The organism is Micromonospora sp. CA-259024 (genome assembly GCF_050936255.1).
Classification (GTDB): domain Bacteria; phylum Actinomycetota; class Actinomycetes; order Mycobacteriales; family Micromonosporaceae; genus Micromonospora.
The window spans coordinates 3,221,547-3,244,627 of record NZ_JBNJND010000001.1 but is presented as its reverse complement, the minus strand read 5'-3'; the positions used below and the strand labels follow the sequence as shown (position 1 = coordinate 3,244,627).

Annotated in this window: 19 protein-coding genes and 2 pseudogenes; 9 read left to right on the top strand and 12 right to left on the bottom strand. The window is 70.6% G+C overall.

From position 1 onward, the window contains the following. Window positions 1-22 precede the first annotated feature (22 nt). Entirely contained in the window at window positions 23-628 is a 606-nt protein-coding gene (pdxT, locus tag ACQEUX_RS14120) for a pyridoxal 5'-phosphate synthase glutaminase subunit PdxT (protein WP_433046764.1), read from the top strand. Window positions 629-645: 17 nt separating this feature from the next. Here the strand turns inward: pdxT and ACQEUX_RS14115 are convergent, their stop codons facing one another. Beyond that, window positions 646-1,497, bottom strand: a complete 852-nt coding sequence (locus ACQEUX_RS14115; protein WP_433049832.1) for a helix-turn-helix transcriptional regulator — start codon at window positions 1,495-1,497, stop codon at window positions 646-648. Window positions 1,498-1,601: 104 nt separating this feature from the next. Here ACQEUX_RS14115 and ACQEUX_RS14110 point away from each other — a divergent pair, with 104 nt between their 5' ends. The 3 genes from ACQEUX_RS14110 (at window position 1,602) to ACQEUX_RS14100 (ending at window position 3,848) form a co-directional block, all read left to right on the top strand. Further along, window positions 1,602-2,240, top strand: coding sequence for an NADPH-dependent FMN reductase (locus ACQEUX_RS14110; protein ID WP_433046761.1), 639 nt, complete (start codon window positions 1,602-1,604; stop codon window positions 2,238-2,240). 229 nt (window positions 2,241-2,469) lie between these two features. Beyond that, complete coding sequence (locus tag ACQEUX_RS14105; RefSeq protein ID WP_433046758.1) at window positions 2,470-3,222, top strand: YebC/PmpR family DNA-binding transcriptional regulator; 753 nt, start codon at window positions 2,470-2,472, stop codon at window positions 3,220-3,222. Between the two features lie 2 nt (window positions 3,223-3,224). Then, window positions 3,225-3,848, top strand: a complete 624-nt coding sequence (locus ACQEUX_RS14100; protein ID WP_433046755.1) for a DUF402 domain-containing protein — start codon at window positions 3,225-3,227, stop codon at window positions 3,846-3,848. A 12-nt stretch (window positions 3,849-3,860) separates the two neighbouring features. Here the strand turns inward: ACQEUX_RS14100 and ACQEUX_RS14095 are convergent, their stop codons facing one another. After that, on the bottom strand, window positions 3,861-4,883 hold the full coding sequence (locus ACQEUX_RS14095; RefSeq protein WP_433046752.1) for an RICIN domain-containing protein: 1,023 nt from the start codon (window positions 4,881-4,883) through the stop codon (window positions 3,861-3,863). A gap of 253 nt (window positions 4,884-5,136) precedes the next feature. Here ACQEUX_RS14095 and ACQEUX_RS14090 point away from each other — a divergent pair, with 253 nt between their 5' ends. After that, window positions 5,137-6,174 (top strand): peptidoglycan-binding protein, encoded by a 1,038-nt coding sequence (locus ACQEUX_RS14090; protein WP_433046749.1) that lies wholly within the window; start codon window positions 5,137-5,139, stop codon window positions 6,172-6,174. A 68-nt stretch (window positions 6,175-6,242) separates the two neighbouring features. Here the strand turns inward: ACQEUX_RS14090 and ACQEUX_RS14085 are convergent, their stop codons facing one another. The 7 genes from ACQEUX_RS14085 to ACQEUX_RS14055 all read right to left on the bottom strand — a co-directional run bounded on the left by ACQEUX_RS14085 (window position 6,243) and on the right by ACQEUX_RS14055 (window position 13,693). Then, window positions 6,243-8,039 carry a carbohydrate binding domain-containing protein gene (locus ACQEUX_RS14085; RefSeq protein WP_433046746.1) on the bottom strand — a complete coding sequence of 599 codons (1,797 nt, stop codon included), beginning with the start codon at window positions 8,037-8,039 and terminating at the stop codon, window positions 6,243-6,245. A 171-nt stretch (window positions 8,040-8,210) separates the two neighbouring features. Next, window positions 8,211-9,272: an ABC transporter permease gene (locus tag ACQEUX_RS14080; protein ID WP_433046743.1), complete on the bottom strand. Its 1,062-nt coding sequence runs from the start codon at window positions 9,270-9,272 to the stop codon at window positions 8,211-8,213. Continuing rightward, a complete protein-coding gene (locus ACQEUX_RS14075; protein ID WP_433046740.1) occupies window positions 9,269-10,162 on the bottom strand; it encodes an ABC transporter ATP-binding protein in 894 nt (297 codons plus the stop codon). Before ACQEUX_RS14075 ends, ACQEUX_RS14080 begins: the two co-directional genes overlap by 4 nt. Before the next feature lie 81 nt (window positions 10,163-10,243). Further along, complete coding sequence (locus ACQEUX_RS14070) at window positions 10,244-10,960, bottom strand: response regulator (RefSeq protein WP_433046737.1); 717 nt, start codon at window positions 10,958-10,960, stop codon at window positions 10,244-10,246. After that, complete coding sequence (locus tag ACQEUX_RS14065) at window positions 10,957-12,294, bottom strand: sensor histidine kinase (RefSeq protein WP_433046734.1); 1,338 nt, start codon at window positions 12,292-12,294, stop codon at window positions 10,957-10,959. The genes ACQEUX_RS14070 and ACQEUX_RS14065 overlap by 4 nt, the downstream gene beginning before the upstream one ends. A gap of 113 nt (window positions 12,295-12,407) precedes the next feature. After that, entirely contained in the window at window positions 12,408-13,355 is a 948-nt protein-coding gene (locus ACQEUX_RS14060; RefSeq protein ID WP_433046731.1) for a permease prefix domain 1-containing protein, read from the bottom strand. Next, window positions 13,352-13,693, bottom strand: coding sequence for a PadR family transcriptional regulator (locus tag ACQEUX_RS14055; protein WP_334632007.1), 342 nt, complete (start codon window positions 13,691-13,693; stop codon window positions 13,352-13,354). Before ACQEUX_RS14055 ends, ACQEUX_RS14060 begins: the two co-directional genes overlap by 4 nt. A gap of 167 nt (window positions 13,694-13,860) precedes the next feature. On the opposite strand from ACQEUX_RS14055, the gene ACQEUX_RS14050 reads away from it, so the two are divergent. Further along, window positions 13,861-14,427: an NUDIX hydrolase gene (locus tag ACQEUX_RS14050; RefSeq protein ID WP_433046726.1), complete on the top strand. Its 567-nt coding sequence runs from the start codon at window positions 13,861-13,863 to the stop codon at window positions 14,425-14,427. Here ACQEUX_RS14050 and ACQEUX_RS14045 read toward each other — a convergent pair. Continuing rightward, window positions 14,428-15,848: pseudogene (locus tag ACQEUX_RS14045) on the bottom strand (helix-turn-helix domain-containing protein). Between the two features lie 559 nt (window positions 15,849-16,407). On the opposite strand from ACQEUX_RS14045, the pseudogene ACQEUX_RS14040 reads away from it, so the two are divergent. Next, a pseudogene (locus ACQEUX_RS14040) lies at window positions 16,408-16,713 on the top strand (hypothetical protein); the annotation flags it as partial. After that, window positions 16,710-17,003 (top strand): hypothetical protein, encoded by a 294-nt coding sequence (locus ACQEUX_RS14035; protein ID WP_433046723.1) that lies wholly within the window; start codon window positions 16,710-16,712, stop codon window positions 17,001-17,003. The pseudogene ACQEUX_RS14040 and the gene ACQEUX_RS14035, both read left to right, overlap by 4 nt. 31 nt (window positions 17,004-17,034) lie before the next feature. On the opposite strand, the gene ACQEUX_RS14030 is transcribed toward ACQEUX_RS14035, so the two are convergent. Next, window positions 17,035-17,655: an L-threonylcarbamoyladenylate synthase gene (locus tag ACQEUX_RS14030; protein WP_433046720.1), complete on the bottom strand. Its 621-nt coding sequence runs from the start codon at window positions 17,653-17,655 to the stop codon at window positions 17,035-17,037. A gap of 147 nt (window positions 17,656-17,802) precedes the next feature. Here ACQEUX_RS14030 and dnaE point away from each other — a divergent pair, with 147 nt between their 5' ends. Continuing rightward, window positions 17,803-21,333 (top strand): DNA polymerase III subunit alpha, encoded by a 3,531-nt coding sequence (gene dnaE / locus ACQEUX_RS14025; protein WP_433046717.1) that lies wholly within the window; start codon window positions 17,803-17,805, stop codon window positions 21,331-21,333. A 26-nt stretch (window positions 21,334-21,359) separates the two neighbouring features. On the opposite strand, the gene abc-f is transcribed toward dnaE, so the two are convergent. Further along, on the bottom strand, window positions 21,360-22,997 hold the full coding sequence (gene abc-f / locus ACQEUX_RS14020) for a ribosomal protection-like ABC-F family protein (protein WP_433046713.1): 1,638 nt from the start codon (window positions 22,995-22,997) through the stop codon (window positions 21,360-21,362). Window positions 22,998-23,081 lie beyond the last annotated feature (84 nt).

Below are 23,081 nucleotides of genomic sequence, written 5' to 3'. Positions count from 1 at the left end.
TGCGGAGAGGAACGGTGCGAACGTGACGGCACCCGTGATCGGTGTGCTCGCGCTGCAGGGGGACGTCCGCGAACACGTGGCGGCGCTGGCCGCGACGGGCGCGGACGCCCGCCCGGTCCGCCGCCCGGCGGAGCTGGACGCGGTCGACGGCCTGGTCATCCCCGGGGGCGAGTCCACCACCATCAGCAAGCTCACCGACATCTTCGAGATGCGCGAGCCGATCGACAAGCGGATCGCCGGCGGCATGCCCGTCTACGGTTCGTGCGCCGGCATGATCATGCTGGCGACCGAGGTGCTCGACGGCCGACCTGACCAGCGGGGCTTCTCCGGCATCGACATGACCGTGCGGCGCAACGCGTTCGGCCGGCAGGTCGACTCGTTCGAGGCGCCCGTGGACATCGCCGGGGTGCCGGGTGAGCCGTTCCACGCGGTCTTCATCCGTGCCCCCTGGGTCGAGCGGGTCGGTGCCGGCGTCGAGGTCATCGGGTCGGTGACCGGGGGCCCGGCCGCCGACCGGATCGTGGCGGTGCGGCAGGGCAACCTGCTGGCCACCTCGTTCCACCCCGAGCTGACCGGTGATCTGCGCGTGCACGCGTACTTCGTGGACCTGGTCCGCACCGCCTCCTGACGGTGTGACCCGTCGCCTCAGCCGGCGACCGCCCGCAGCTGCCCCGGGCGGCGGCCCGCCAACTGGTCGAGCGCGGTCGCCGTGGCGGCGTCGGCGGGCACCTGCACCACCAGTCGCTGCGGGTCGACCTCGGCCAGCTCCAGCGTCTCGACGCTGAGGCGCAACAGCCCCGCCTCCGGGTGGCGCATCGTCAGCAGGCCGGTACGCGCGGCGGTGACCGGCCGCCGCCGCCAGCGGTCGGTGAACGGCGCGCCCACCGTACGGGCCAGCCGCTCGGCGAACGCGTCGGTGGCCGGGTCGCCCTGGCGCAGCAGGTGCAACTCCGCGACCTGTTGGTCGGCCAGCGCCGACCACTGCGGGTAGTGCGCACGGGCCCGCTCGTCGGTCAGCACGTACCAGATGAGGTTCGGTCGCGTTCCGTCCAGCAGGCCGAGCGGGCGGGCCAGCAGGTCGAAGGGCCCGTTCCAGGCGAGCACGTCGCCGAGCCGGTTGAGCACGTACGCCGGGGTGTCGCGCAGCGCGTCGAGCAGTGCGCGGACCGTTGGCCGGACGGTGCGGGAGACCCTTGACCGGTCACCCGAGCACAGTTGTCGGGCGTGTTGGGCCGAGGCGAGGTGCCGCAGGTGTTCCCGGTCGGCGTGGTCCAGGCGCAGGGCGTCGGCGAGCGCCGCGAGGATCTCCGGCGACGGCCGGGTGTCGCGGCCCTGTTCCAACCGGGTCAGGTACTCCACACTCACCTGCGCCAGCGTGGCGAGTTCGGCCCGGCGCAGCCCGGGGGTACGTCGGCGGGGACCCTCGGGGAGGCCGACCTCGGCCGGTCGCCGGGCCTCGCGGCGACTACGCAGGAACGCGCCCAGCTCTCCGTCCATCACCGAACCAGTCTGGCAGCCGGTGCCGGCCGGTGGGTGGCCCTGGCAGGGCCATCCTCGCGGCGGTCTCCCCGCCCCGTCCCGTGGCCCGCAGGATCGTGGCCATGAGAAACGCACAGAGCACAGGACCGCTGCGGATCGGTCTGATCGTGGGCAGCACCCGGCCGGGTCGACGTGGCGCGGCGGTCGCCCACTGGGTCATGGAGGTGGCCGAGCGACACGAGGCGGTACGCGCCGGGGACGCCGTCTTCACGCTGGTCGACCTCGCGGAGCAGTCGTTGCCGCTGCTCGACGAGCCGGTGCCGGCGCTGTTCGGCGACTACCGGCGCCCGCACACCCGGCGATGGGCGTCCGTGGTGGACGGCTGCGACGCCTTCGTCTTCGTCACCCCGGACTACAACCGTTCCATACCGGCCGCCCTGAAGAACGCCATCGACTACCTGTACGCGGAGTGGACCGGCAAGGTGGCCGGGGTGCTGAGCTACGGCGTGCAGGGCGGCAACCGGGCCGCCGACCACCTGCGGGCGATCCTCACCGAGGTGCGGACCGTGGTGGTACCGACGGGAGTGGCACTCTCGATCTTCACCGACTTCGACTTCACCGGGGCCGAGCCGGGTGACCGGAACGCCGGCCGTTTCGCGCCGGGCGACGGCCGGGAGGCGGAGCTGTCGACGATGCTCGGTGAGGTCGTGGCCTGGTCCCGGGCGCTGCGCCCGGCGGAGGGGGCGCTGCTGGGGTCGTAGCCCTAGGGGGTTTCGTCCCGTCTGCCCCGGTCCGAGCGGACGGGACGAAGCCACCGCGCGCGGTGCATGACAGCGACCGCGGGGACGTCGGTAGGATTGCGGGGATTCGGCAGGGCCATCTGCCCGCCACGGCTTCCACCGAGCTGACCGGCACCTCCGCGTGCGCCGGCGGGAGCGGGGCGTGAGCGGTGCGGTCGATGCAGACGGCGGGTAGCAACGGAGGTAGAAGATGTCCGGCCACTCAAAGTGGGCGACGACCAAGCACAAGAAGGCCGTCATCGACGCCAAGCGCGGCAAGATGTTCGCCAAGCTGATCAAGAATGTCGAGGTGGCCGCGCGGACCGGCGGCGGCGACCCCTCCGGTAACCCGACGCTCTACGACGCCATCCAGAAGGCGAAGAAGAGCTCGGTGCCGAACGACAACATCGACCGCGCCGTCAAGCGCGGCTCCGGCCTGGAGGCCGGCGGCGCCGACTGGCAGACGATCATGTATGAGGGGTACGGCCCGAACGGCGTGGCCATGCTCATCGAGTGCCTCACCGACAACCGCAACCGGGCGGCGACCGAGGTGCGGACCGCGCTGACCCGCAACGGCGGCTCGCTCGCCGACGCCGGCTCGGTGTCGTACATGTTCTCCCGCAAGGGCGTGGTGATCGTGCCCAAGGAGGGCACCAGCGAGGACGACGTGATGTTGGCCGTCCTCGACGCCGGCGCCGAGGAGGTCAACGACATCGGTGAGGCGTACGAGGTGGTCTCCGAGCCGACCGACCTGATCCCGGTGCGCACCGCGCTGCAGGACGCCGGCATCGAGTACGAGTCGGCCGAGTCCTCCCTGATCCCCAGCGTCAACGTGCCGCTGGACGAAGAGGGTGCCCGCAAGATCTTCAAGCTGATCGACGTCCTCGAAGACTGCGACGACGTGCAGAACGTCTACGCGAACTTCGACATCAGCGACGACGTGATGGCTGCGGTCGACGCCTGAGCGTGGCGGCGCAGCGGCGGTTCGCGCCGGGCGACGTGGTCGTCCGGCGCGAGGTTCTTCGCGGCGAGGTGTGGTTCGGCTGCCCGACGATCTGCGTCGAGGATTCGCCCGACCTGCTCGCCCTCTACCTCCCACCGGGGGCCGAGTTCGGCTTTCCGCAGACGGGCGTCTTTCCGTGCAGGCGGCACCCGTGGGAGACCGCCGGGCACCGCTCCTGGTCGGGGCACGGCAAGCTGATGCTGCAACGCCCCGGCGAGGCGCACTCGGTCGACGTGTTCTGGACGGGGCCGGGGCGCGACTTCGCCGGCTGGTACTTCAACCTTCAGGACCCGTTGCGGCGTACGCCGATCGGGGTGGACACCCTGGACCACGAGCTGGACCTGTGGTGGGGCGCGGACGCCGACCGGTACGTCTGGAAGGACGTGGAGATCTTCGCCCAGCGACTCGTCGAGGGCCGCTACCCGGGCATGGGTGACGCGATCCAGGCCGAGGGCGACCGGATCGCGGCGCTACTCGACGCGGGCGAACACTGGTGGGACCCGGCGTGGGCGCGGTGGCAGCCCGACCCGGCCTGGTCGGTGCCCCCGCTGCCCGCCGGCTGGGACGAGGTCCCGCCGGCTCGTTGACCCGCGCCGCCGTCAGCCTTCCGGCAGCGCGTCGACCAGGAACACCTGGTCGGCGCCGCCGGTGCACGGTTCGACCAGCGCCTCGGCCGACACGTCGGTGTCGTCCTCGCGGAGACCGACGCACAGGTCCGTGCGGGTCGGCCGGATGCGGTACGCGGTCGGCGTCGACCCGGTCGGCTCGAAGCGGAACAGCTGGGGCGACCTGGTCGGGTCGCAGTCGCTCCAGGGTTCGAGCAGGTTCCGGCCGGGATCGTCGGCGCGGATGGTGAGACAGCCCGGCCCGTGCACCGGGTGGTTCCACTTGATGAAGTACAGCCCGTCGGCCACCGCCTCCAGGTAGGTGTCGGGTGGGGTGGCGTCCGCGCAGGGAAGCTGGACCGCGATCTCCTTCGTGTACTGGCCGGTGCGGTCGCGCCCCTCCGTCAAACAGAGCTGCGGGCTGCGGGCGGGGCGGATCTGGCTGCGGCCCGCGCTCGGCGTGCTCGACGCGCTGGCGCTGCCGCCCGGCGTGGCCGAGGTGCCGCCGCCGGCCGTCGCGGTCGGCCCGGTGAGCTGCGCGGCCGCTCGTTGCTCGTCGTCGGGCCGCTCGATCCAGAAGCCCACACCGAGCGCGGCCAGCAGGACGCCGACGACCAGCACCGCCAGCGGCACGGGACGCGCGAACCAGCGCGGACGGACCGCGCCCGAGCGCTGCGAGGCCACGGTAGCGACCACGTCGACCGGCTGGAGATCGGGTGCTGGCGACATGGGCGCGTACGCGCCGACCGCGAGACGGTGCCGCGCCCGCAGCCACACCTCGACCTGATCCTCCGCGCCGCAGGCCCGGACGAACGCGACCAGCACCTCGGGCCGCGGCAGGGTGGACCGGCGCAGAATGTCGGCGGCGGTGCTGCGGGCCAACACGTCACCGGAGGCGGCCGCGCGTTGCTCCAGTTGCCGGTACGTGAGCCGGGACCGGTCCTTGAGGTGGCGCAGCAGGTCGACGAACTCGGCCGCGTCGGCCGCCTCGTCCGGTCGTAGCTCCCCCGTGGTCATCGCCCGATTCTCCAGACCCCGGAGGTGCGGGGGCAAGCCGCCCCCGAGCGACTGTCCGAGATGGTCGGACAAGACCCGGACATGCCGCGGTGAGCTGCGCGGACATCCCACCTCGACGACCAGGGCATTGTCCCCGCCGGCCGGCTTATCTAGCGTCGTTCCTCGATGGCCGCGCCACCGAACGGCGTACGGCCGGCGGGCTCGGACCGGCACCGGTCCGGGCCCGACGACATCAACGACGCGGGGAGATTCGATGGATGACGCTGCCCGGGATCCGGTGCCGCAGGCGGCCACGGCGGGGGAGTACGTCGCGTTGCTGCGGGACGTGCGGCGGTGCTCCGGCCTGACCTACCGGGAGATCACCCGGCGCGCCTCGGCAGCCGGACACTGGCTGCCGCCGAGCACTCTCGCCACGATGCTGGGGCGGACCACGCTGCCCCGGGAGCGCACCGTCGTGGCGTTGCTCGCGGCCTGCGGTGCGACGGCAGGCGAGGTCGAGAGGTGGCTGAGAATGCGGCGGGACATCGAGGCCCGCCTCGGCGAGCGGGACCGATGGGAGACCCAACCGTCGCGGACCCCCGTCGACCCGCCCCCGTCCGTCGACCCGTCCGCGAGCATCGGCCCGGTCCCGCCGCAGCTGCCGCGATCCGGGGTGCCCCGGCCCGTCCGTCGCCGGCTTCGACTGGCGGTGCTCGCGGTGCTCGGCGTGCTGACGGTCGGGGCGTCCGGGGCGCTGCTACCGGGCGCCGCCGCCACGGTCGACGACCCGCCGACCGACGACTGTCCGCTGGTCCTGCGCCAGGGCATGTACGGCCCGTGTGTGCTGGACCTTCAGGAGCGGCTGGTGGCGGGCGGACTGGACGTGCCGGTGGACGGCTGGTTCGGCCCGGACACCACCAGCCGGGTGATCGCCTTCCAGGCGCTGGAGGGCCTGCCGGTCAGCGGCACCGCGGACGGGCGGGTGCTCGACGCGCTGGCGGGCGATCCGGTGGTGCCGGCCACCTGGTCGGAGGACCGGATCGGCACGTACCTGCGCAGGGTCTTCCCGGAGGATCCGGCCGGGGCGGTGCAGGTGGCGCGGTGCCTGTCCGGGCTGGACCCGTACCGGGTGGAGGTCGTCGCGGACGGGACGCGGCGCTGGGGGTTGTTCCAGTTCAGTGACATGGAGTTGTCCCGACGCGGCGTCGACCGCCGGACCGCGCTGGACCCTGGTTGGAGCATCCGGGCGGCGCGGGACGTCTGGTCGCGTACCGGCGGTTTCGGCCACTGGCACTGTGAACCGTCGCCGTGACACGTGATGCTCCCCGTCCGGTCCGTGGACCGGACGGGGAGCATCCCCCCGTTACACCGGCGAACGACTCACGGGCGCAGCCGGTTGGCGTAGACGTACGCGCCCACCGAGCGGCCGGTGGCGAGGCCGGCTTCCGCGTCGAACCGGTAGTGCACGCCGAGGTAGATCCGGCTCAGCGCGTTCTCCTGGGCGGCGTGGTCGAAGCCGGTCATGTGCCGGACCACACCCACGGTGTGCGGATCGTCGGTCGTGGCGTCGAAGGCGATCGCGTCGGTGCCGAAGAACCTCTGCATCACCGCCGCCCAGGCCCCGGCGAAGGTGGCGTGCCCGGAGACGTAGGCAGGGAAGGGCGGCGAGAACGACACCCCACTCTCCTTCTGGGACAGCGGCTGCCATCCGTCGCCGATGGCGCTCTCCGGCCGCCACAGGTCGATCGTGGTCAGGTACTTCGCATCCCAGGCGGCGATGGCGGCGTCGGCGAGTGCGAGGGCGACCAGTCCGAAGAGCCGGGCGTTGGCGAGGATGCCGAGTTTCCGCTGCTTCGCCACGATCTGGGTGTGCGCGAAGAGCTGGCCTGGCGGCCGGTACGTCACGGGCAGGTCGTTGGCCCAGAAGAATGCGATCTGTGTCTGGTCGGCGGTGCGCAGCGACTGTCCCTTGCCGCCGTATTCGCGGACCTCCCGGACCTGGTCGAGGTACTCCTGCTTGCCGAGCAGATCCCCGTAGTCGACAGCGCCCGCCGGTAGGCCGGGCCGGAACTGCGAGCCCGAGGACAGCGCGAAGGGGGTAACGAGTCCCCAGTTCGGGGTGACGGCACCCGCTTCGTCGGTCGGCCGCCACGACCCGGGCACCCCGTCCAACTGGTACGCATCCCCGTTGTCGGAGCCGTCGTTGGTGCGGGCCTGGAGGTTTGCGGCGGCAGCCGCGGCACCGACCGTGTCACCCCGCGCGACCTCCGCGGCGTTCACGCCGGAAGGCCGGCGGTTGACGGCGCCAGCGAGGGCCGAGGAGAAGGAGCGACCGTAGCGGCTGAACAGGGCGGTCAGCACGTCGTACGCCGCCCTGTCGATGGCGGCGTGCAGGGACGGTGCCACGACGTTGTCCATGGTGCCCGGATAGCTGACCGGCACGCGTACCCGGTAGGGGTTGCCGACGCCGGTGACCGAGACGGCGGCGTCGTGCATCGCCGCGTGCAGGATGGCCGCCTGGCGGGACAGGACGGTGGGCCCGGCGTTCAGGCCCTTGAAGGTGTCCAGCAGGATGCCATTCCAGTACAGGATCGGGTCGTTGGCCGGGTCGATGGCCAGTGGGGTGAGCGAGATGTTGTCCAGCCGCACCGTGGACGCGGCGTGGGCGCCGAGGTGGAACAGGAGCACCGCCTTGGGGTCACCGAACGGCGACGTGAAGTCGAAGGTGAACCGGCGCATCGTGGTGGTGAGCGCGACGGTCTGGTCGACCGCCGAGGTGAAGGGAGTGTCCACCCGGGACACCGAGACGCGGAGGGAGCGGCTGACGTCGGCGGAGGCGTCGAACTGCAGCCGGTACGGCTGCGCGGCGGTCACCCCGAACTCGAAGTGACCGACCAGGTCGTCCCAGGTGGGTTTGCTGGCCGGCCCGCTGGTGCGGATGCGCAGTTGCCCCGAGTTGACCGTGGTGCTGGTCGAGGCGAGCCGGGTCCACCACGGCTCGGTGCTGCCGTTGTCGAACGTGCCGTTGAGGATGAGATCACCCGGCGCGGCGGCGGCCGGTGCGGGGCGGACGAGGGCGGTGAGGGTGCTGGTGAGGACGACCGCGAGCACCACGCTGAGCAGACGACGCAGGTGTCGTGTGGCGGCGTGGTGCCGCGGGCCGTTCGATGGGGTCATGGAGAGCCTTTCCGGTCCGGGCGACGACCAGGTCGTTGCCGTGGGGATCGGCTCACCGTAGGAACGTTCGCCCTGTTCGCAGTCGCCGAACACCGGTCGGCACGGTGCCGTACGGCAGCGGGCGCCGGCGTCCGATCAGGACACCGGCGCCCGCGCGGGCGAACCGTCGGCTCAGCCGATCGTCTCCCGCTCCCGCCAGGCGGTGAGCAGTGCGGTCCGGCCGTTGGTGCGCAGCAGCGACCCCTCGTACACCCGGGCGCCGGCGACCAGGAACGCCCCGGCGGCGAGCAGAAGGATGGCCAGCGAGACGAACGGCTCCCAACCGGCCGCGTCACCGGTGAACAGCCGCAGCGGCATGGCCGTGGGTGACGAGAACGGCAGGTAGGACAGCACCCGCATCGCGGTGTCGTTGTCGTTCAGGAAGATCACCGCGAAGAACGGCAGCATGACGGCGAGTTGCACCGGCGTCGATACGGCCGCGATGTCCTCCTGCCGGTTGGCCAGGGCGCCGGCGGCCGCCCACATCGCCGCGAGCAGCACGAAACCGAGCAGGAAGAACGGCACGAACCAGCCGATCGCCGGGGCGAGCAGGCTGAGGAGACCGCCACTGTCGCCGATCTGCAGTCCGAGCACCGCCACCACCGCGATGAGCGCGATCTGCCCGAACGCCAGGATGCCGCCCGCCACCACCTTGCCGGCCAGCAGCGCCCGGACCGGCACGGCGGCGACCAGGATCTCCACGATCCGGGTCTGCTTCTCCTCGATGACGCTCTGCGCGATCTGCACACCGAACGTCTGCGAGGTGATGAAGAAGACGAACGCGAAGACGAACGGCACCAGGAACGCCACCACCGGGTCGACCGCGTCCGGGTCGAGCAGGCGTACGGTCGGCTGGCTGCTCAGGGCCCGTACCACGTCGTCGGGGGCCTCATCCATGGCCAGGACGGCCGGCCCGGCGACGACCGCGGCGTCCACGTCGTCGTCGCGGACGGCCTGCTCGGCGGTCTGGTCGTCGGGGACCACCCGGACCTCCAGGCCGGCTGCGCGCAGCGGACCGGCCGCGCTCTCGGTCACCGCGACGGTGGACGGCCCGCCGGAGAGCAGCGGCGGCAGGATGGTGCCCGCCGCGGCGATCAACAGGAAGAAGAGCGTGCCGAACAGGAAGGTACGGTCGCGGAGCTTGACCCGGATCTCGCGTTCGGCGACCAGCCGGGTGGCCTGGGTGACGTTCACTGGGTGACCTCTCGGAAGATCTCGGTGAGCGAGGGGCTGACCGGGCGGAAGGCGCGGACCGGGCCGCGGGCGAGGGCCGCCTGCAGCACGGGCTGTTCGTCGGCGCCGGCCGGCAGGTCGAAGACGACTCGCGCGCCGTCCAGCTCGACCAGGGTCACCCCGGGGTGGTCGCGTACCCAGCCGGCGTCGCTCGCCACCACCAGCTCGTAACGGGGCACGGTGTACGAGTCGCGCAGTTGCCGCCGGCTGCCGGCGGCCCGGATCACCCCGTCCCCGATGATCACCAGGTCGTCGCAGAGCCGCTCCACGACGTCGAGCTGGTGGCTGGAGAAGAGCACCGGCGCTCCGGCGGAGGCCCGTTCCCTCAGCACGGTGACGACGGTGTCGACGGCCAGCGGGTCGAGGCCGGAGAACGGCTCGTCGAGCACCAGCACCTCGGGGTCGTGCACCAGCGCGGCCGCGATCTGGGCGCGCTGCTGGTTGCCCAGCGACAGCGTCTCCAGCAGGTCGTCGCCGCGCTCACCGAGCCCGACCCGTTCCAACAGCGTGTCGGTCGCCCGCCGCGCCGCCGGTGCGTCCAGGCCGTGCAGCCGGCCGAGGTAGGTCACCTGCTCCCGGGTGGTCATCTTGGGGTAGAGGCCCCGCTCCTCCGGCATGTAACCGAAGCGCCGTCGGTCCTGCCGGGTCAGCGGTGTGCCGCCCCAGCTCACCTCGCCGGCGTCGGGGGCGAGCACACCCAGGATGATCCGCATGGTGGTGGTCTTGCCGGCGCCGTTGGCGCCCACGAAGCCGGTCATCCGGCCGGCGGCCACCTCGAAGGACACGTTCTTGAGCACCTGCCGGTCGCCGAAGCTGCGGTCGACGCCGTCGAGGCGAAGCGTTCTGGTCACGTGCCCACGCTAGATCGAATACGGCCTGCCGCCGTCCGCCCGGCGGCGGAGCGGGCGGGTCCACCTCGCGGCGGACGGCCGTCACCCGCCGGGCCGGACCACCCCGTTCTCGTACGCGAACACCACCGCCTGCACCCGGTCGCGTAGGCCGAGTTTGGCCAGTACCCGGCTCACGTGCGTCTTCACCGTCGCCTCGCCCAGATGGATGGTCGCGGCGATCTCCGCGTTGCTCGATCCGGCGGCGAGCAGCACCAGCACCTCCCGTTCACGCGGGGTCAGCTCAGCCAGCGCGGCGTCGGCGTCCGGTCCACGGTGGGCGGTGCCCGCCGGGTCGCCGAGCCGAGCGAACGTGGAGATCACTCGGCGGGTGATCTCCGGGGCGAGCAGGCCGTCGCCCCTGGCCAGCACCCGGATCGCCTCGATCAGTTCCTCCGGAGTGCCGTTCTTGAGCAGGAAGCCGCTGGCCCCGGCCCGCAGCGCGGCGAACAGGTAGTCGTCGCGGTCGAAGGTGGTGAGGATCAGCACCGCCGGTGCACCCGGCCCGGCGCCGGTGATCCGCCGGGTGGCCTCCAGCCCGTCCATCCCGGGCATCTCCACGTCCATCAGGACGACGTCGGGGCGGGTTGCTCGGGTCATGGCGACGGCGCGCTCACCGTCGGCGGCCTCACCGACCACCTCGATGTCGTCCTCCACCTCGAGGATGACCCGGAAGCCGGTACGGACGAGGTGTTGGTCGTCGGCGAGCAGCACCCGGACCGCCCGACCGGCGGCCGCCCCGTGGGCTGGTGCGGCGCTCACGCCGAACGCTCCGCGCCGGCTGCCAGCTGTCGCCCGTCGCTCGTCTCCCGCTGCGCGGCGACCGGCGGGTCCGCCGACACCGGCAGCGGAAAGCGGGCGCGTACCCGCCAACCGCCAGCAGCACGCGGCCCAGCCTCCAGGTCGCCGTCGTGCGCGCTGACCCGTTCGCGCATCCCGATCAGACCCAGCCCGACGGCGTCGGCCCTGCCGCCCGCCCGTCCGTCGTCGGTCACGTCGACCTCCACCTCCCGGGCCAGGTACCGGACCCGCACGTCCAACAGATCCGCTCCGGCGTGCTTCAGCGTGTTGGTCACCGCCTCCTGCGTCACCCGGTAGGCCGCCTGCGAGACCGATTCGGGCACCGCGACCGGGTCGCCGTACACCCCGAGGGTGGCCGTCAGTCCCGCGGCTCGGGCCCGCTCGACCAGCTCGCCGATCCGTTCGATGCCGCCGGTCGCCGGCGGCTCGGCGTCGGCGTCGGCGGTGGCGCGCAGCACGCCGAGCATCCGACGCAGCTCGTCGACGGCGGTGCGGGCGCTCTGCTCGATGGCGGTCAGTGCTGTGCGGGCCTTGCCCGGGTCGCGGTCGAACACCCGGCGGCAGGCGGACGCCTGCACCCCCATCACCGACACGTGGTGGGCGACCACGTCGTGCAACTCGCGGGCGATCCGGACCCGCTCGCCGAGCACCGCCCGTTCCCGGGACTCGGCCTGCGACCGGCGCAGGTCCTCGGCCTGGGCGCGCAGCTCGTGCTCGCGCCGCGCGGCCACCCAGGCGGTCTCGCCGAAGAAGTACGCGAACCCGAAGACCAGCACATTGACCAGCACGCCGGTGACCATCGCGGCGAGCACCGGTGGCACCGGCCCGACCGCGTCGGCGAAGGCACCGGGCGGGATGTGCTCGATCATCACCGCGTAGTAGATGCCCAGCCAGGCGAACATCGTGGTGATCACGCCGATCCGCAGCCGACGGGCGAGCTGACGGTCCTGCCCCCAGGCGCCGACGGTGTAGAGAGCGCAGAACAGGGCCCACGAGGAGAACTGGGTCTCCGGCGCCGATCGTGCCTGCGCGGCGATGAACGCCACCGAGACGATCAGCAGGGTCGCGGCGGGCCAGCGTCGCCGCCAGATCAGCGGAAGGGTTACCGCGACGGTCCAGAAGAGCTGTTCCGGCCCGGACGGCGGTGGACCCAGCAGGAACGCCCCGGTGCTGCGCGCCAGGGTGAGGCTCACCAGCGCCAGCCCGGTCACCCCCAAGCCGATCCAGAGGTCGTTGCGGCGCTGCTCTCGCGTCGGACCCGGACGGCGCCATTCTGCTCGCTCTGCCACGGTCACCCGCGAACGATGCCACGTCGCCGCCCGCGCCCGCCAACCCGGCGGGCCGGTACCCGCCGACGGCCGGCGGGCCCGGCGCGGGGTACGCGCCGGGCCGCCGTGTTCGCTGCCGCTCACGCCGTCTGACGTCGCGTCTTCACAGCGGTGTCGATCAGGTCCCACACCATGACCACGGCCGCACCCAGTGCGATGGCCGCCCCGAGGGCGTTCCGGTTGTCCGCCTCCGCCAGCCAGCTCAGGCGCTCGGCCAGGACCGGGTTGAACAGCCGGTCGGAGAGCGCCAACCACACCAGCGGCACCGCGAACGCCACGTTGAGCAGAGCCTTGATGCCGAACAGGGTCCAGGTCCAGCGCCCGATCCGGTACTTGACGACCTCGAAGATCACGCTGGCGACCAGGACCACGATCAGCGCCGGCAGCCAGAACGACCACAGATCCGGGTCGAGGATCGGAATGTTCTCGCCGTCGGTGGCGTGCACCCACGACTGGTAGTGCTGGAAGGGCAGGTAGCCGATGGTCAGCACCAGCATGACCACCGAGGCGATGGTGTCGGCGAGGGGGATGCCCCGGCGTACCGGGGCGTCGGGCAGTTGGTCGACCGTCCAGTCCGGCAGGTCCACGGTCGGCTGGGACCGCTCGATGAGGGCGAAGGTCAGGGTGAGCCAGAAGGCGATCTGCACGGCCACCTGCATGGCCGCCACGAGGCCTGGCCCGATCGCACCGAAGCCCTTGCCTTCGGCGGCTTCGACGATGGTGACCACCGTGCCGACGATTGCCGGAATGAAGCTGAGCAGCAGCTTCAGCAGTCGCAGCCAGACCAGGTAGTAGGTCGGGCCGATGAGCTGCAACCGGCGGTCGGCGTACCGGGCGGCCAGCCGGTCGGGGTTGCCCAGCTCGGTCAGCACCTCCCGCTCCGCGGTGGTCGTGTCCTGGCCACCGCCGGTCCGGTCCTCGATCATGTCCTCGATCGAGGCGCGCAGCTCGGTGGCGATCTCGTCGCGACGCTGGACGGGTACCGAGCGCAGGGTGGCGGCGAGGTAGCGGTCGGTCAGGGTGTTCATCGGTCCACTCCTTGAATCAGCCCGGTGACGGAGGTCTGCACGGCGGCGAGGTCGTCGAGGAGCCGGCTCAGCATCGACTCGCCCTCGTCGCTGGTCCGGTAGAACTTGCGCGGCCGGCTCTCCTCGGTGTTCCACTCGCTGGTCAGCAGGCCCTGGTCCTCCAGGCGGCGCAGCAGCGGGTAGAGCGTGTTGGCGTCCACCGGGAAGCCGTGGTCGGTGAGCCGTTGCAGCAGTGCGTAGCCGTAGTCCGGTCGGCGCAAGGCGACCAGGCTGGCCACCACGACGGTGCCTCGACGCAACTCCTGTAGGTGCGTCCGTAGAACGTCCTCGCTAACCATGCGTCACACCATACTGTGTGCCACACACTGTTGTCTAGAAAGACATCGTTGTGTCCGTCGGGGAGGAGGTAACGAAGGCGGATTCGCCGGCGGCCGTCATGGGCCGAGTCGAGTCGTTGGGATGCCGTGCGGCAGCGGCTCGATTCCGCTGGTTGGATACTGGCCGGGTGACGGAGGAGTTGGCTGGCAGGTCGACGCGGTGGACGATTCATGGTGAGCGGGTTGTAGACGGCAGCCGCCGGTCGAGGTTGAGCATCGCGGATGTGGAGTTGCCGGATGGGGTCCGCTTCGAGCAGTACGTGATCCGGGCGCCCCGGTCGGCCATGGTTGCGGTAATTGACGGCCAAGAGTGCCTGTTGCTGATGCGGCGGCACCGGTTCGTGTTCGATCGATGGGTGTGGGAGCTGCCGGGTGGCTACGTCGATGAGGGCGAGGACCCGGCGAAGTGTGCGGTCCGAGAGGTCGAGGAGGAGACCGGGTGGCTTCCAGGAGCAGTAGAGCCCTTGCTGTCGTTTCAGCCGTGGGTGGCGACCGCGGACGCGGAGAACCTGCTGTTCCTTGCCCGGAACGCGGAGCACACCGGCGCTCCGGTTGACGTCAACGAGACCGAGCGAGTGGCCTGGATTCCGCTGGACGAGGCGCGGCATCTCGTGTCCCAGGGTGAGATCGTGGGTGCCGGCACGGTGATCGCGGTGTTGGAGCTGGTGGCGCGCAAGGCTCTGGGCGAGCTGTAGTCAGCGACGTTGGCCGAACGCAGCATCAACGCGGGTGATGAACTGCCGAACTGCCGGCCGACGGCGGTGGGGCGTCAGATCGGTTTGCAGATCGCGCAGGTAACGGACCGCACGAGCGGACCGTAGTTGTGTGGTCAGGGTGAGGGCTTCCGCGCCGATGGCGCTGGCACGTTCCAGCTCGCCCTGGTGGGCGTGGACGGTGGCCAAGAGGGCGAGGTTGAAGGCTTTGCCGCGTACATAGCGTTCGTCCATCTTTAGGGAGCGAGCGGCGAAGCGTTCGGCTCGACGGTGTTGACCGAGTGCGTTGAAACAGTGGCCGAACTTGGCTGACAGGTACGCCTCGTCGAAGTAGCCGAGCCACTGGGGGTCGCTGCTGCGGTCGGCCCGATCGAGGGCTTGCTCTGCTTGGTGCAGCGCGGTGGCGCAGTCGCGCTCTTCAAGGGCGACTGCATGGGCGTGAGCTTCCATGACCAGGGCTTCGGCAGTCAGCACGGTGAGGCCGGCGCGCTGCGCTGTCTGCCGGGCGGCGCGGGCAAGGTCGACGCCGGTGGCGGTGTGCCCGAGGTAGGTGGCTTGGTGGCTCATCGCGGCGAGGATCTCGGCACCCAGTCCGGCGTCGTCGGCTGTTCGGGCGAGGTCGAGGGCATGGGTGAGGTAGCGCTGGGCGAGGCCATGTTCGGCCATGTCGTACGCCTGCCACCCGGCGAGTTGGGTCAGCTCGGCAAGGCGGCGAGCAGTTTGCGGCCAATCGCCGGGTCGTAGCGGCCCTCGGTCATCAAGGGCGCGACCTCGTGGTGGAGGAACCGTGTGACGTTGTTGCGGGCATGGCCGCCGCCGTATTGGTTGTCGAGTCGCCGATAGGTGGCGGTCATTTGGCGAATGGTGTCGATGTCGGGTTGGCCGACTCTTCGGCGGCCCTCCTGCTCGACGGGTTGCGGCGTGGTGGCGGCGAACCAGCGTAGAGCGGGCAGGGTGTAGGCGGTGGAGCTGAAGACTGTCTGGCGAAGTATGTCTCGACGGTTCACGTCGCCTTCCCATAGCTGCGCGACGGCCCGGACGTCATCGCGCCAGGATCGGTTGGCCGGCACATCACTGTGCCGGCTGCGGGGGTGATCCGCCATGTCCGGGCGATATGCCCGCTGGCGAGGCGCCAGGCCCAGCGTCATCCGGGCATCGTCGGGCATGCCACAGCCGTTGGCGATCCGCTCCAACACGTCGATTGAGGTCACCCGTCGGCCGGCGATGATCCGGCTGACGTAGCCCTGCTCTAGGCCGACAGCCGCGCCGATGCGAGTTTGGCTCGCGCCGGTATGCCGGGCGAGCAGCCGGAACAGTGCACCGATATCGCGGGCTGCCAGAACCGCGCGCATGTCCTCGCGCGACCAGAGGTCGTCGGGTATCCGAAGATGATCGAGCAGCACAACGGCTCCCAGCGTTGTCAGGCGACTACCCATGGTGCTCAGCCTGGAGCCTACGGTCGGTGTACTAGCAGGTCGAGCCCGCTCATGTCACCGTGACATGACCAGTCGACATGGTCGCCGCATCCCGGTCGGCGGGACCGTCTCCGGCATGAACTGTGATGCCGATGACCCGCAGGGCGTGATGGGGCTGGACACCGTCTACAGCTTTGACGCCCCGGTCGGGCTCGCCTTCCCGACTCTCCACGAGGGGGCGAGTTCGTGACGATCCGATGCCACCTGTACCTGTTGGTGCGGTGGTTGCTCCGGCAGCACGAGCCACCACCACCGCCCGGGACGGGGCAGCGGCACCAGGACGCCGAGCACGCGGCGGCGCAACAGCGATTGCTCGACCAGGCAGCACAGCTACGGCGATCCCAAGGCAACCGCGAGTCGGCGCAGGATGTGCCGGAAGAGCAGCGGTGAGCCGCACGGCGGATGGAGAGTTCGGCCGTACAACTCTGAGCAGACGAAACGTCTCATATGAGGAGTACCTGGTCGCAACGGCCGTCACTCTTGCCCGGCGGCACCGGCCGATCTGGTGCTGGCGAAAGTGGCGGCGGATTTGCCGCTGCGGAGTCGAACTGCCCTGCCGCGCCCGACACCGCATCCCTATCAATCGTGGCCACTGGCCGGCAGAGGAGCCGTCGTGAAAGACCACCAGGAGCGGGCGATCCTGGCCGTGCATGTTCGAGGGTTCGACGGCATGTGTGCCGGCTGCCGCGCCTGGTGGTCGCGGCTGACTCCGTACCCGTGCTGGCAGGTGGAATGGGCGACCAGCCGACAGGCCCGGACGATCACGGCGTGCTTCCTGGATGGTGTGCGGTGACCACCCACGGCCCGGTCATGCCGATTTGGAGCTGCGGAGGCTGCGACCTGCCCTGGCCGTGCCCCACTCGGAAGCGGGAGCTACTGGCGGAGTACGCGGATGCCCCGGTGTCGCTGGCCCTCTACCTCGGCTCCTACCTCGTTCAAGCCACCGAGGACATCCCGTGGACGCCGGCCGGCGTGCTGCACCGCCGCTTTCTCGGCTGGACCAGGGAAGCCAGCAAACCGACTCCAGCGGTACAGCAGCAAAGTGCAGCAGCTGAGCGACCAGTCACGGCGGATGGCTGCTGACCGGCGCGGTGCGTCGGCGCGGCGGGGTCCACTACTCGAAGCGGGACACGTCTCCCGCGCCCCGGCGCAGGATCTCCGGCTCGGGCCCGGACAGGTCGATCACGGTCGTCGGCTCCTTGCCGCAGTCGCCCGCGTCGAGCACCGCGTCGAGCTGGTGGTCGAGCCGTTCCTTGATCTCCCACCCCTGGGTCATCGGCTCGTCGTCGCCGGGCAGGACCAGGGTGCTCGACACCAGCGGCTCGGCCAGCTCGGCCAGCAGCGCCTGGGTGACCGTGTGCCGGGGCACCCGCACGCCGACGGTCCGCTTCTTGGGGTGCAACATCCGGCGCGGCACCTCTCGGGTGGCCGGCAGGATGAACGTGTAGCTGCCCGGGGTGGACGCCTTCACCAGGCGGAAGACCGAGTTGCTGATCTGGACGAACTGGCCGAGCTGCGCGAAGTCGCGGCAGACCAGCGTGAAGTGGTGCCGGTCGTCGAGGTGCCGGATCTGGCGGATCCGGTCCAGCCCGTCCTGGTCGCCCAACTGGATGCCGAGCGCGTAGCAGGAATCCGTCGGGTAGGCGACCAGCCCGCCACCGCGGATCAGATCGGCGACCTGGCCGATGATCCGGGGCTGCGGGTTCTCCGGGTGCACGTCGTAGTACCTGGCCATGCACCGAGCCTAGGCTCATCCTCAGGCCTTGAGGAGACGAGGGCCACGACCGTCGGCGCGGACGGTGGAGCCGCCGAGATCACCTCGGTAGGGTAGGTCCCGGTCGGCTCCGACCACCAAGATCCATACCGCCGGGGGGCGCCACGCATGGCTGATTCGTTCGCGCATCTGCACGTGCACACCGAGTACTCGATGCTCGACGGAGCGGCCCGCCTCAAGGACCTGTTCGCCGAGGCCAAGCGGCTCGGCATGCCGGCCGTGGCGATCACCGACCACGGCAACATGCACGGCGCGAACGACTTCTACAACCAGGCGATGGCCGCCGGGATCACCCCGATCCTGGGCGTCGAGGCGTACGTGGCGCCGGAGTCGCGCTACCACAAGGCGCGGGTCAAGTGGGGTCGGCCGGAGCAGAAGAGCGACGACATCTCCGGTAACGGCGCGATCACCCACAAGACCATGTGGGCGAAGAACGCACAGGGCCTGAAGAACCTGTTCACCCTCAACTCGCGCGCGTCCATGGAGGGGCACTACGTCAAGTGGCCCCGGATGGACATGGAGCTGATCGCCGAGCACGCCGAAGGGATCATGGCGACGACCGGCTGCCCGTCCGGCGCGGTGCAGACCCGGCTGCGGCTGGGCCAGTTCGACGAGGCGCTCAAGGTCGCCGCCAGCTACCAGGACATCTTCGGCAAGGACAACTACTTCCTGGAAATCATGGATCACGGCCTCTCCATCGAGAGCCGGGTCCGCGAGGGGCTCACCGAGATCGCCCGCAAGCTGGACATTCCGCCGGTGGTCACCAACGACTCGCACTACACCCACGAGGCGCAGGCCACCGCCCACGACGTGCTGCTCTGTGTGCAGACGGGCAGCAACATCGACGACCCGAACCGGTTCCGGTTCGAGGGTGGCGGCTACTTCATCAAGAGTGCCGACCAGATGCGCGCGGTGGACTCGTCCGAGCTGTGGCAGGAGGGCTGCCGCAACACCCTGCTGGTCGCCGAGAAGGTCGACCCGAAGGGCATGTTCGAGTTCCACAACCTGATGCCGCGCTTCCCGGTGCCCGAGGGGGAGACCGAGGAGTCCTGGTTCCGTAAGGAGACCTTCGCGGGGCTGGCCCGCCGCTACCCGAACGGCATCCCGGAGGGGCACGTCGTCCAGGCCGAGTACGAGCTGGGCGTCATCAACCAGATGGGCTTCCCGTCGTACTTCCTCGTGGTCGCCGACTTCATCCAGTGGGCGAAGAACCAGGGCATCGCGGTGGGCCCGGGTCGTGGCTCGGCCGCCGGTTCCCTCGTGGCGTACGCGCTGGGCATCACCGACCTGGACCCGATCCAGCACGGCCTGATCTTCGAGCGGTTCCTCAACCCCGAGCGCGTCTCGATGCCGGATGTCGACATCGACTTCGACGAGCGTCGGCGCGGTGAGGTGATCAAGTACGTCACCGACAAGTGGGGTGAGGACAAGGTCGCCCAGATCGCCACCTTCGGCACGATCAAGGCGAAGGCCGCGATCAAGGACTCGGCCCGGGTGCTCGGTTTCCCGTACGCGGTCGGCGACCGGATCACCAAGGCGATGCCGCCGGCGGTGATGGGCAAGGACATCCCGCTCACCGGCATCTTCGACGCGAAGCACCCCCGCTACGCCGAGGCCGGCGAGATCCGCGGCCTGTACGACTCCGACCCGGACGTCCGCAAGGTGATCGACACCGCCAAGGGCATCGAGGGGCTGATCCGGCAGACCGGTGTGCACGCCGCCGGCGTCATCATGTCCGCCGAGCCGATCATCGAGCACATCCCGTTGATGCGCCGCGACGCCGACGGGGCGATCATCACGCAGTTCGACTACCCGACCTGCGAGTCGCTCGGGCTGCTGAAGATGGACTTCCTCGGCCTGCGCAACCTGACGATCATCGACGACGCGGTCAAGAACATCGAGCTCAACCACGGTAAGAAGCTCGACCTGTTGGGCCTGCCGCTGGACGACCCGGCCGCGTACGAGCTGCTGGCCCGCGGTGACACCCTGGGCGTGTTCCAGCTCGACGGTGGGCCGATGCGGTCGCTGCTGCGGTTGATGAAGCCGGACAACTTCGAGGACATCTCCGCCGTCCTGGCGCTGTACCGGCCCGGCCCGATGGGCGTCGACTCGCACACCAACTACGCGCTGCGCAAGAACGGCCTCCAGGAGATCACGCCGATCCACCCGGAGCTGGAGGAGCCGCTGCGGGAGATCCTGGAGCCCACCCACGGCCTGATCGTCTACCAGGAGCAGGTGCAGCGCGCCGCGCAGATCCTCGCCGGCTACACCCTGGGCCAGGCGGACCTGCTGCGCCGGGCGATGGGCAAGAAGAAGAAGGAGATCCTCGACAAGGAGTTCATCCCGTTCCGGGACGGCTGCCGCGAGCGCGGCTACTCCGACGAGGCGATCCAGGCCGTGTGGGACGTCCTGGTGCCGTTCGCCGGGTACGCCTTCAACAAGGCGCACTCCGCCGCGTACGGCCTGGTCTCCTACTGGACCGCGTACCTGAAGGCGCACTACCCGGCCGAGTACATGGCCGGGCTGCTGACGTCCGTCGGTGACGACAAGGACAAGATGGCGCTCTATCTGGCCGAGTGTCGCCGGATGCGCATCCAGGTGCTGCCGCCGGACGTGAACACCTCGGCCGGGCCGTTCACCCCGGTCGGCAAGGACATCCGCTTCGGCCTGGCCGCGGTGCGTAACGTCGGCGCGAACGTCGTCGCCTCGATCATGCGGTGCCGGGAGGAGAAGGGCGAGTACACCGACTTCTACGACTTCCTGTCCAAGGTGGACGCGGTGGTCTGCAACAAGAAGACCATTGAATCGCTGATCAAGGCGGGCGCGTTCGACTCGATGGAGCACCCGCGCAAGGGCCTGCTCGCGGTGCACGCCGACGCCATCGACGCGTACGCCGACGTCAAGCGCAAGGAGGCGGTCGGCCAGTACGACCTCTTCGGTGCCGGCTTCGGTGACGCCGACACCGGCAGCACGACGGTGATGCCGGTCATCGGCGACAGCGAGTGGGACAAGCGCGACAAGCTGGCGTTCGAGCGCGAGATGCTCGGCCTGTACGTCTCCGACCACCCGCTGTTCGGCCTGGAGCACATCCTCAACGCGGCGGCCGACACCACCATCGCCTCCCTCGCCGAGGACGGCGCGGTGCCCGACGGTGCGGTGGTCACCCTCGCCGGCATCCTCTCCGGGGTGCAGCGCCGGGTCACCAAGCAGGGCCGCGCCTGGGCCTCGGCGACCCTGGAGGACCTGGCCGGTGGGGTGGAGACGCTGTTCTTCCCCAACACCTACGAGGTGATCGGGCAGTACATCGCCGAGGACGCCATCGTCGTGGTCAAGGGGCGGGTCGACCGCCGCGACGACACCCCACGGATCATGGCGATGGACATGTCCATGCCGGACGTCAGCACCAGCGCCACCAACAAGCCGGTCACCCTCACCATCCCGGTGCACCGGTGCACGCCACCGCTGGTGGAACGACTCAAGGAGACCCTGGTGCTGCACCCCGGCGACACCGAGGTGCACGTCAAGCTGCAGAACGGCGGGCGCACCACCACCCTACGGCTGGGTCCGTTCCGGGTGGCGGCGACGACCGCGCTGATGGGTGACCTGAAGAGCGTCCTCGGCCCGGCCAACGTGAGCTGACCGGGCCGAGGACGTGCCGACCGGGCTCAGGCCCGGTCGGGGGCCCCGATCTCCCGCAGTTGGCCGTCGGCCAGCCGCAACCAGCGCTGCACGCCGATCTCGGCGAGGAACCGCTCGTCGTGGCTGACCACCACGAACGCACCCTGGTACGCGGACAGCGCGCTCTCCAGTTGGGCCACGCTGACCAGGTCCAGGTTGTTGGTCGGCTCGTCGAGCAGCAGCAGTTGCGGCGCCGGTTCGGCGCAGAGCACACAGGCGAGGGTGGCGCGCAGCCGCTCACCGCCGGAGAGCACCCCGACGGGCAGGTTCACCCGGGCGCCCCGGAACAGGAACCGGGCGAGCAGGTTCATCCGCTTGGAGTCCGGCAGGCCCGGCGCGTACGCGGCGAAGTTCTCCGCGACCGTGCGGTCGAGGTCCAGCAGGTCCAGCCGCTGCGACAGGTACGCGATCCGCCCGTCGGCCCGCCGGATGTCGCCACCGGCCGGTTCGAGGTCACCATTGACGAGGCGCAGCAGGGTCGACTTGCCGACGCCGTTCGCCCCGGTGAGCGCGATCCGCTCCGGCCCTCGGATCACCAGGTCGGCGCCGTCGCCGCCGAACAGTTCCCGGTCGTCGAAGCGGGCCCGCATCCCGTGGCCGGAGAAGACCGTGCGCCCGCCCGGGACGGTGGTGTCCGGCAGGTCCACGGTGATCCGGTCGTCCTCGCGTACCGCCCGGCCGGCCTCGTCGAGTCGGGCCTTGGCCTGGCCGAGCCGGGCGGAGTGCGTCTCCTGCGCCTTGCCCGCCGACTCCTGGGCGCTGCGCTTCAGCCCTCCGGCGACGATCCGGGCCAGACCGGCGTTCTTCAGGTTCTTGGAGGCGTTGCTGGCCCGCCGGTCGGCCCGCTCCCGGGCCTGCTGCATCTCCCGCTTCTCCCGCTTGACCTCCTGCTCGGCGTTGCGCACGTTGCTCTCGGCCAGCTCCCGCGCCGCCTGCACCGCCTCGGTGTACGCGGTGAAGTTTCCCCCGTACCAGCGGATCTCGCCCCGGTCCAGCTCGGCGATGCGGTCCATCCGGTCCAGCAACTCCCGGTCGTGGCTGACCAGCAGCAGGCAGCCCGACCAGTCGGTGAGGACGTCGTAGAGCTTGTGCCGGGCCTCCAGGTCCAGGTTGTTGGTCGGCTCGTCGAGCAGCAGCACGTCCGGGCGTCGGAGCAGCTGCGCCGCCAGGCCGAGGGAGACCACCTGACCGCCGCTGAGGGTGTGCAGGCGGCGGTCGAGCGACAGCTCACCCAGGCCGAGTCGGTCCAACTCGGCGCGGGTGCGCTCCTCGATGTCCCAGTCGTCGCCGATCGTGGCGAAGTGTTCCTCGCTGGCGTCGCCGGCCTCGATGGCGTGCAGTGCCGCGATCCGCTCGGCGACGCCGAGCACCTCGGCCACGGTCAGGTCGCCGGCCAGCGGCAGGGTCTGCGGGAGGTATCCGAGCAGGCCGTCGACGGTGACGCTGCCGCCGGTCGGCTGCAACTCGCCAGCGATCAGCCGCAGCAGGGTGCTCTTGCCGGCACCGTTGGGTGCGACCAGGCCGGTGCGACCGCCGGGGACGGTGAAGGACAGCTCCGAGAAGACCGGGGTGTCGTCCGGCCAGGAGAAGGACAGGTTCGAGCAGACAATGAACGCATCAGACATGCGAATGACCTCAAAGGGTGGGGTGGGCGCTGCAGAGCCGCCCGACGACAAACGGGGACCGTGAACGACGACATGGCCACGCCA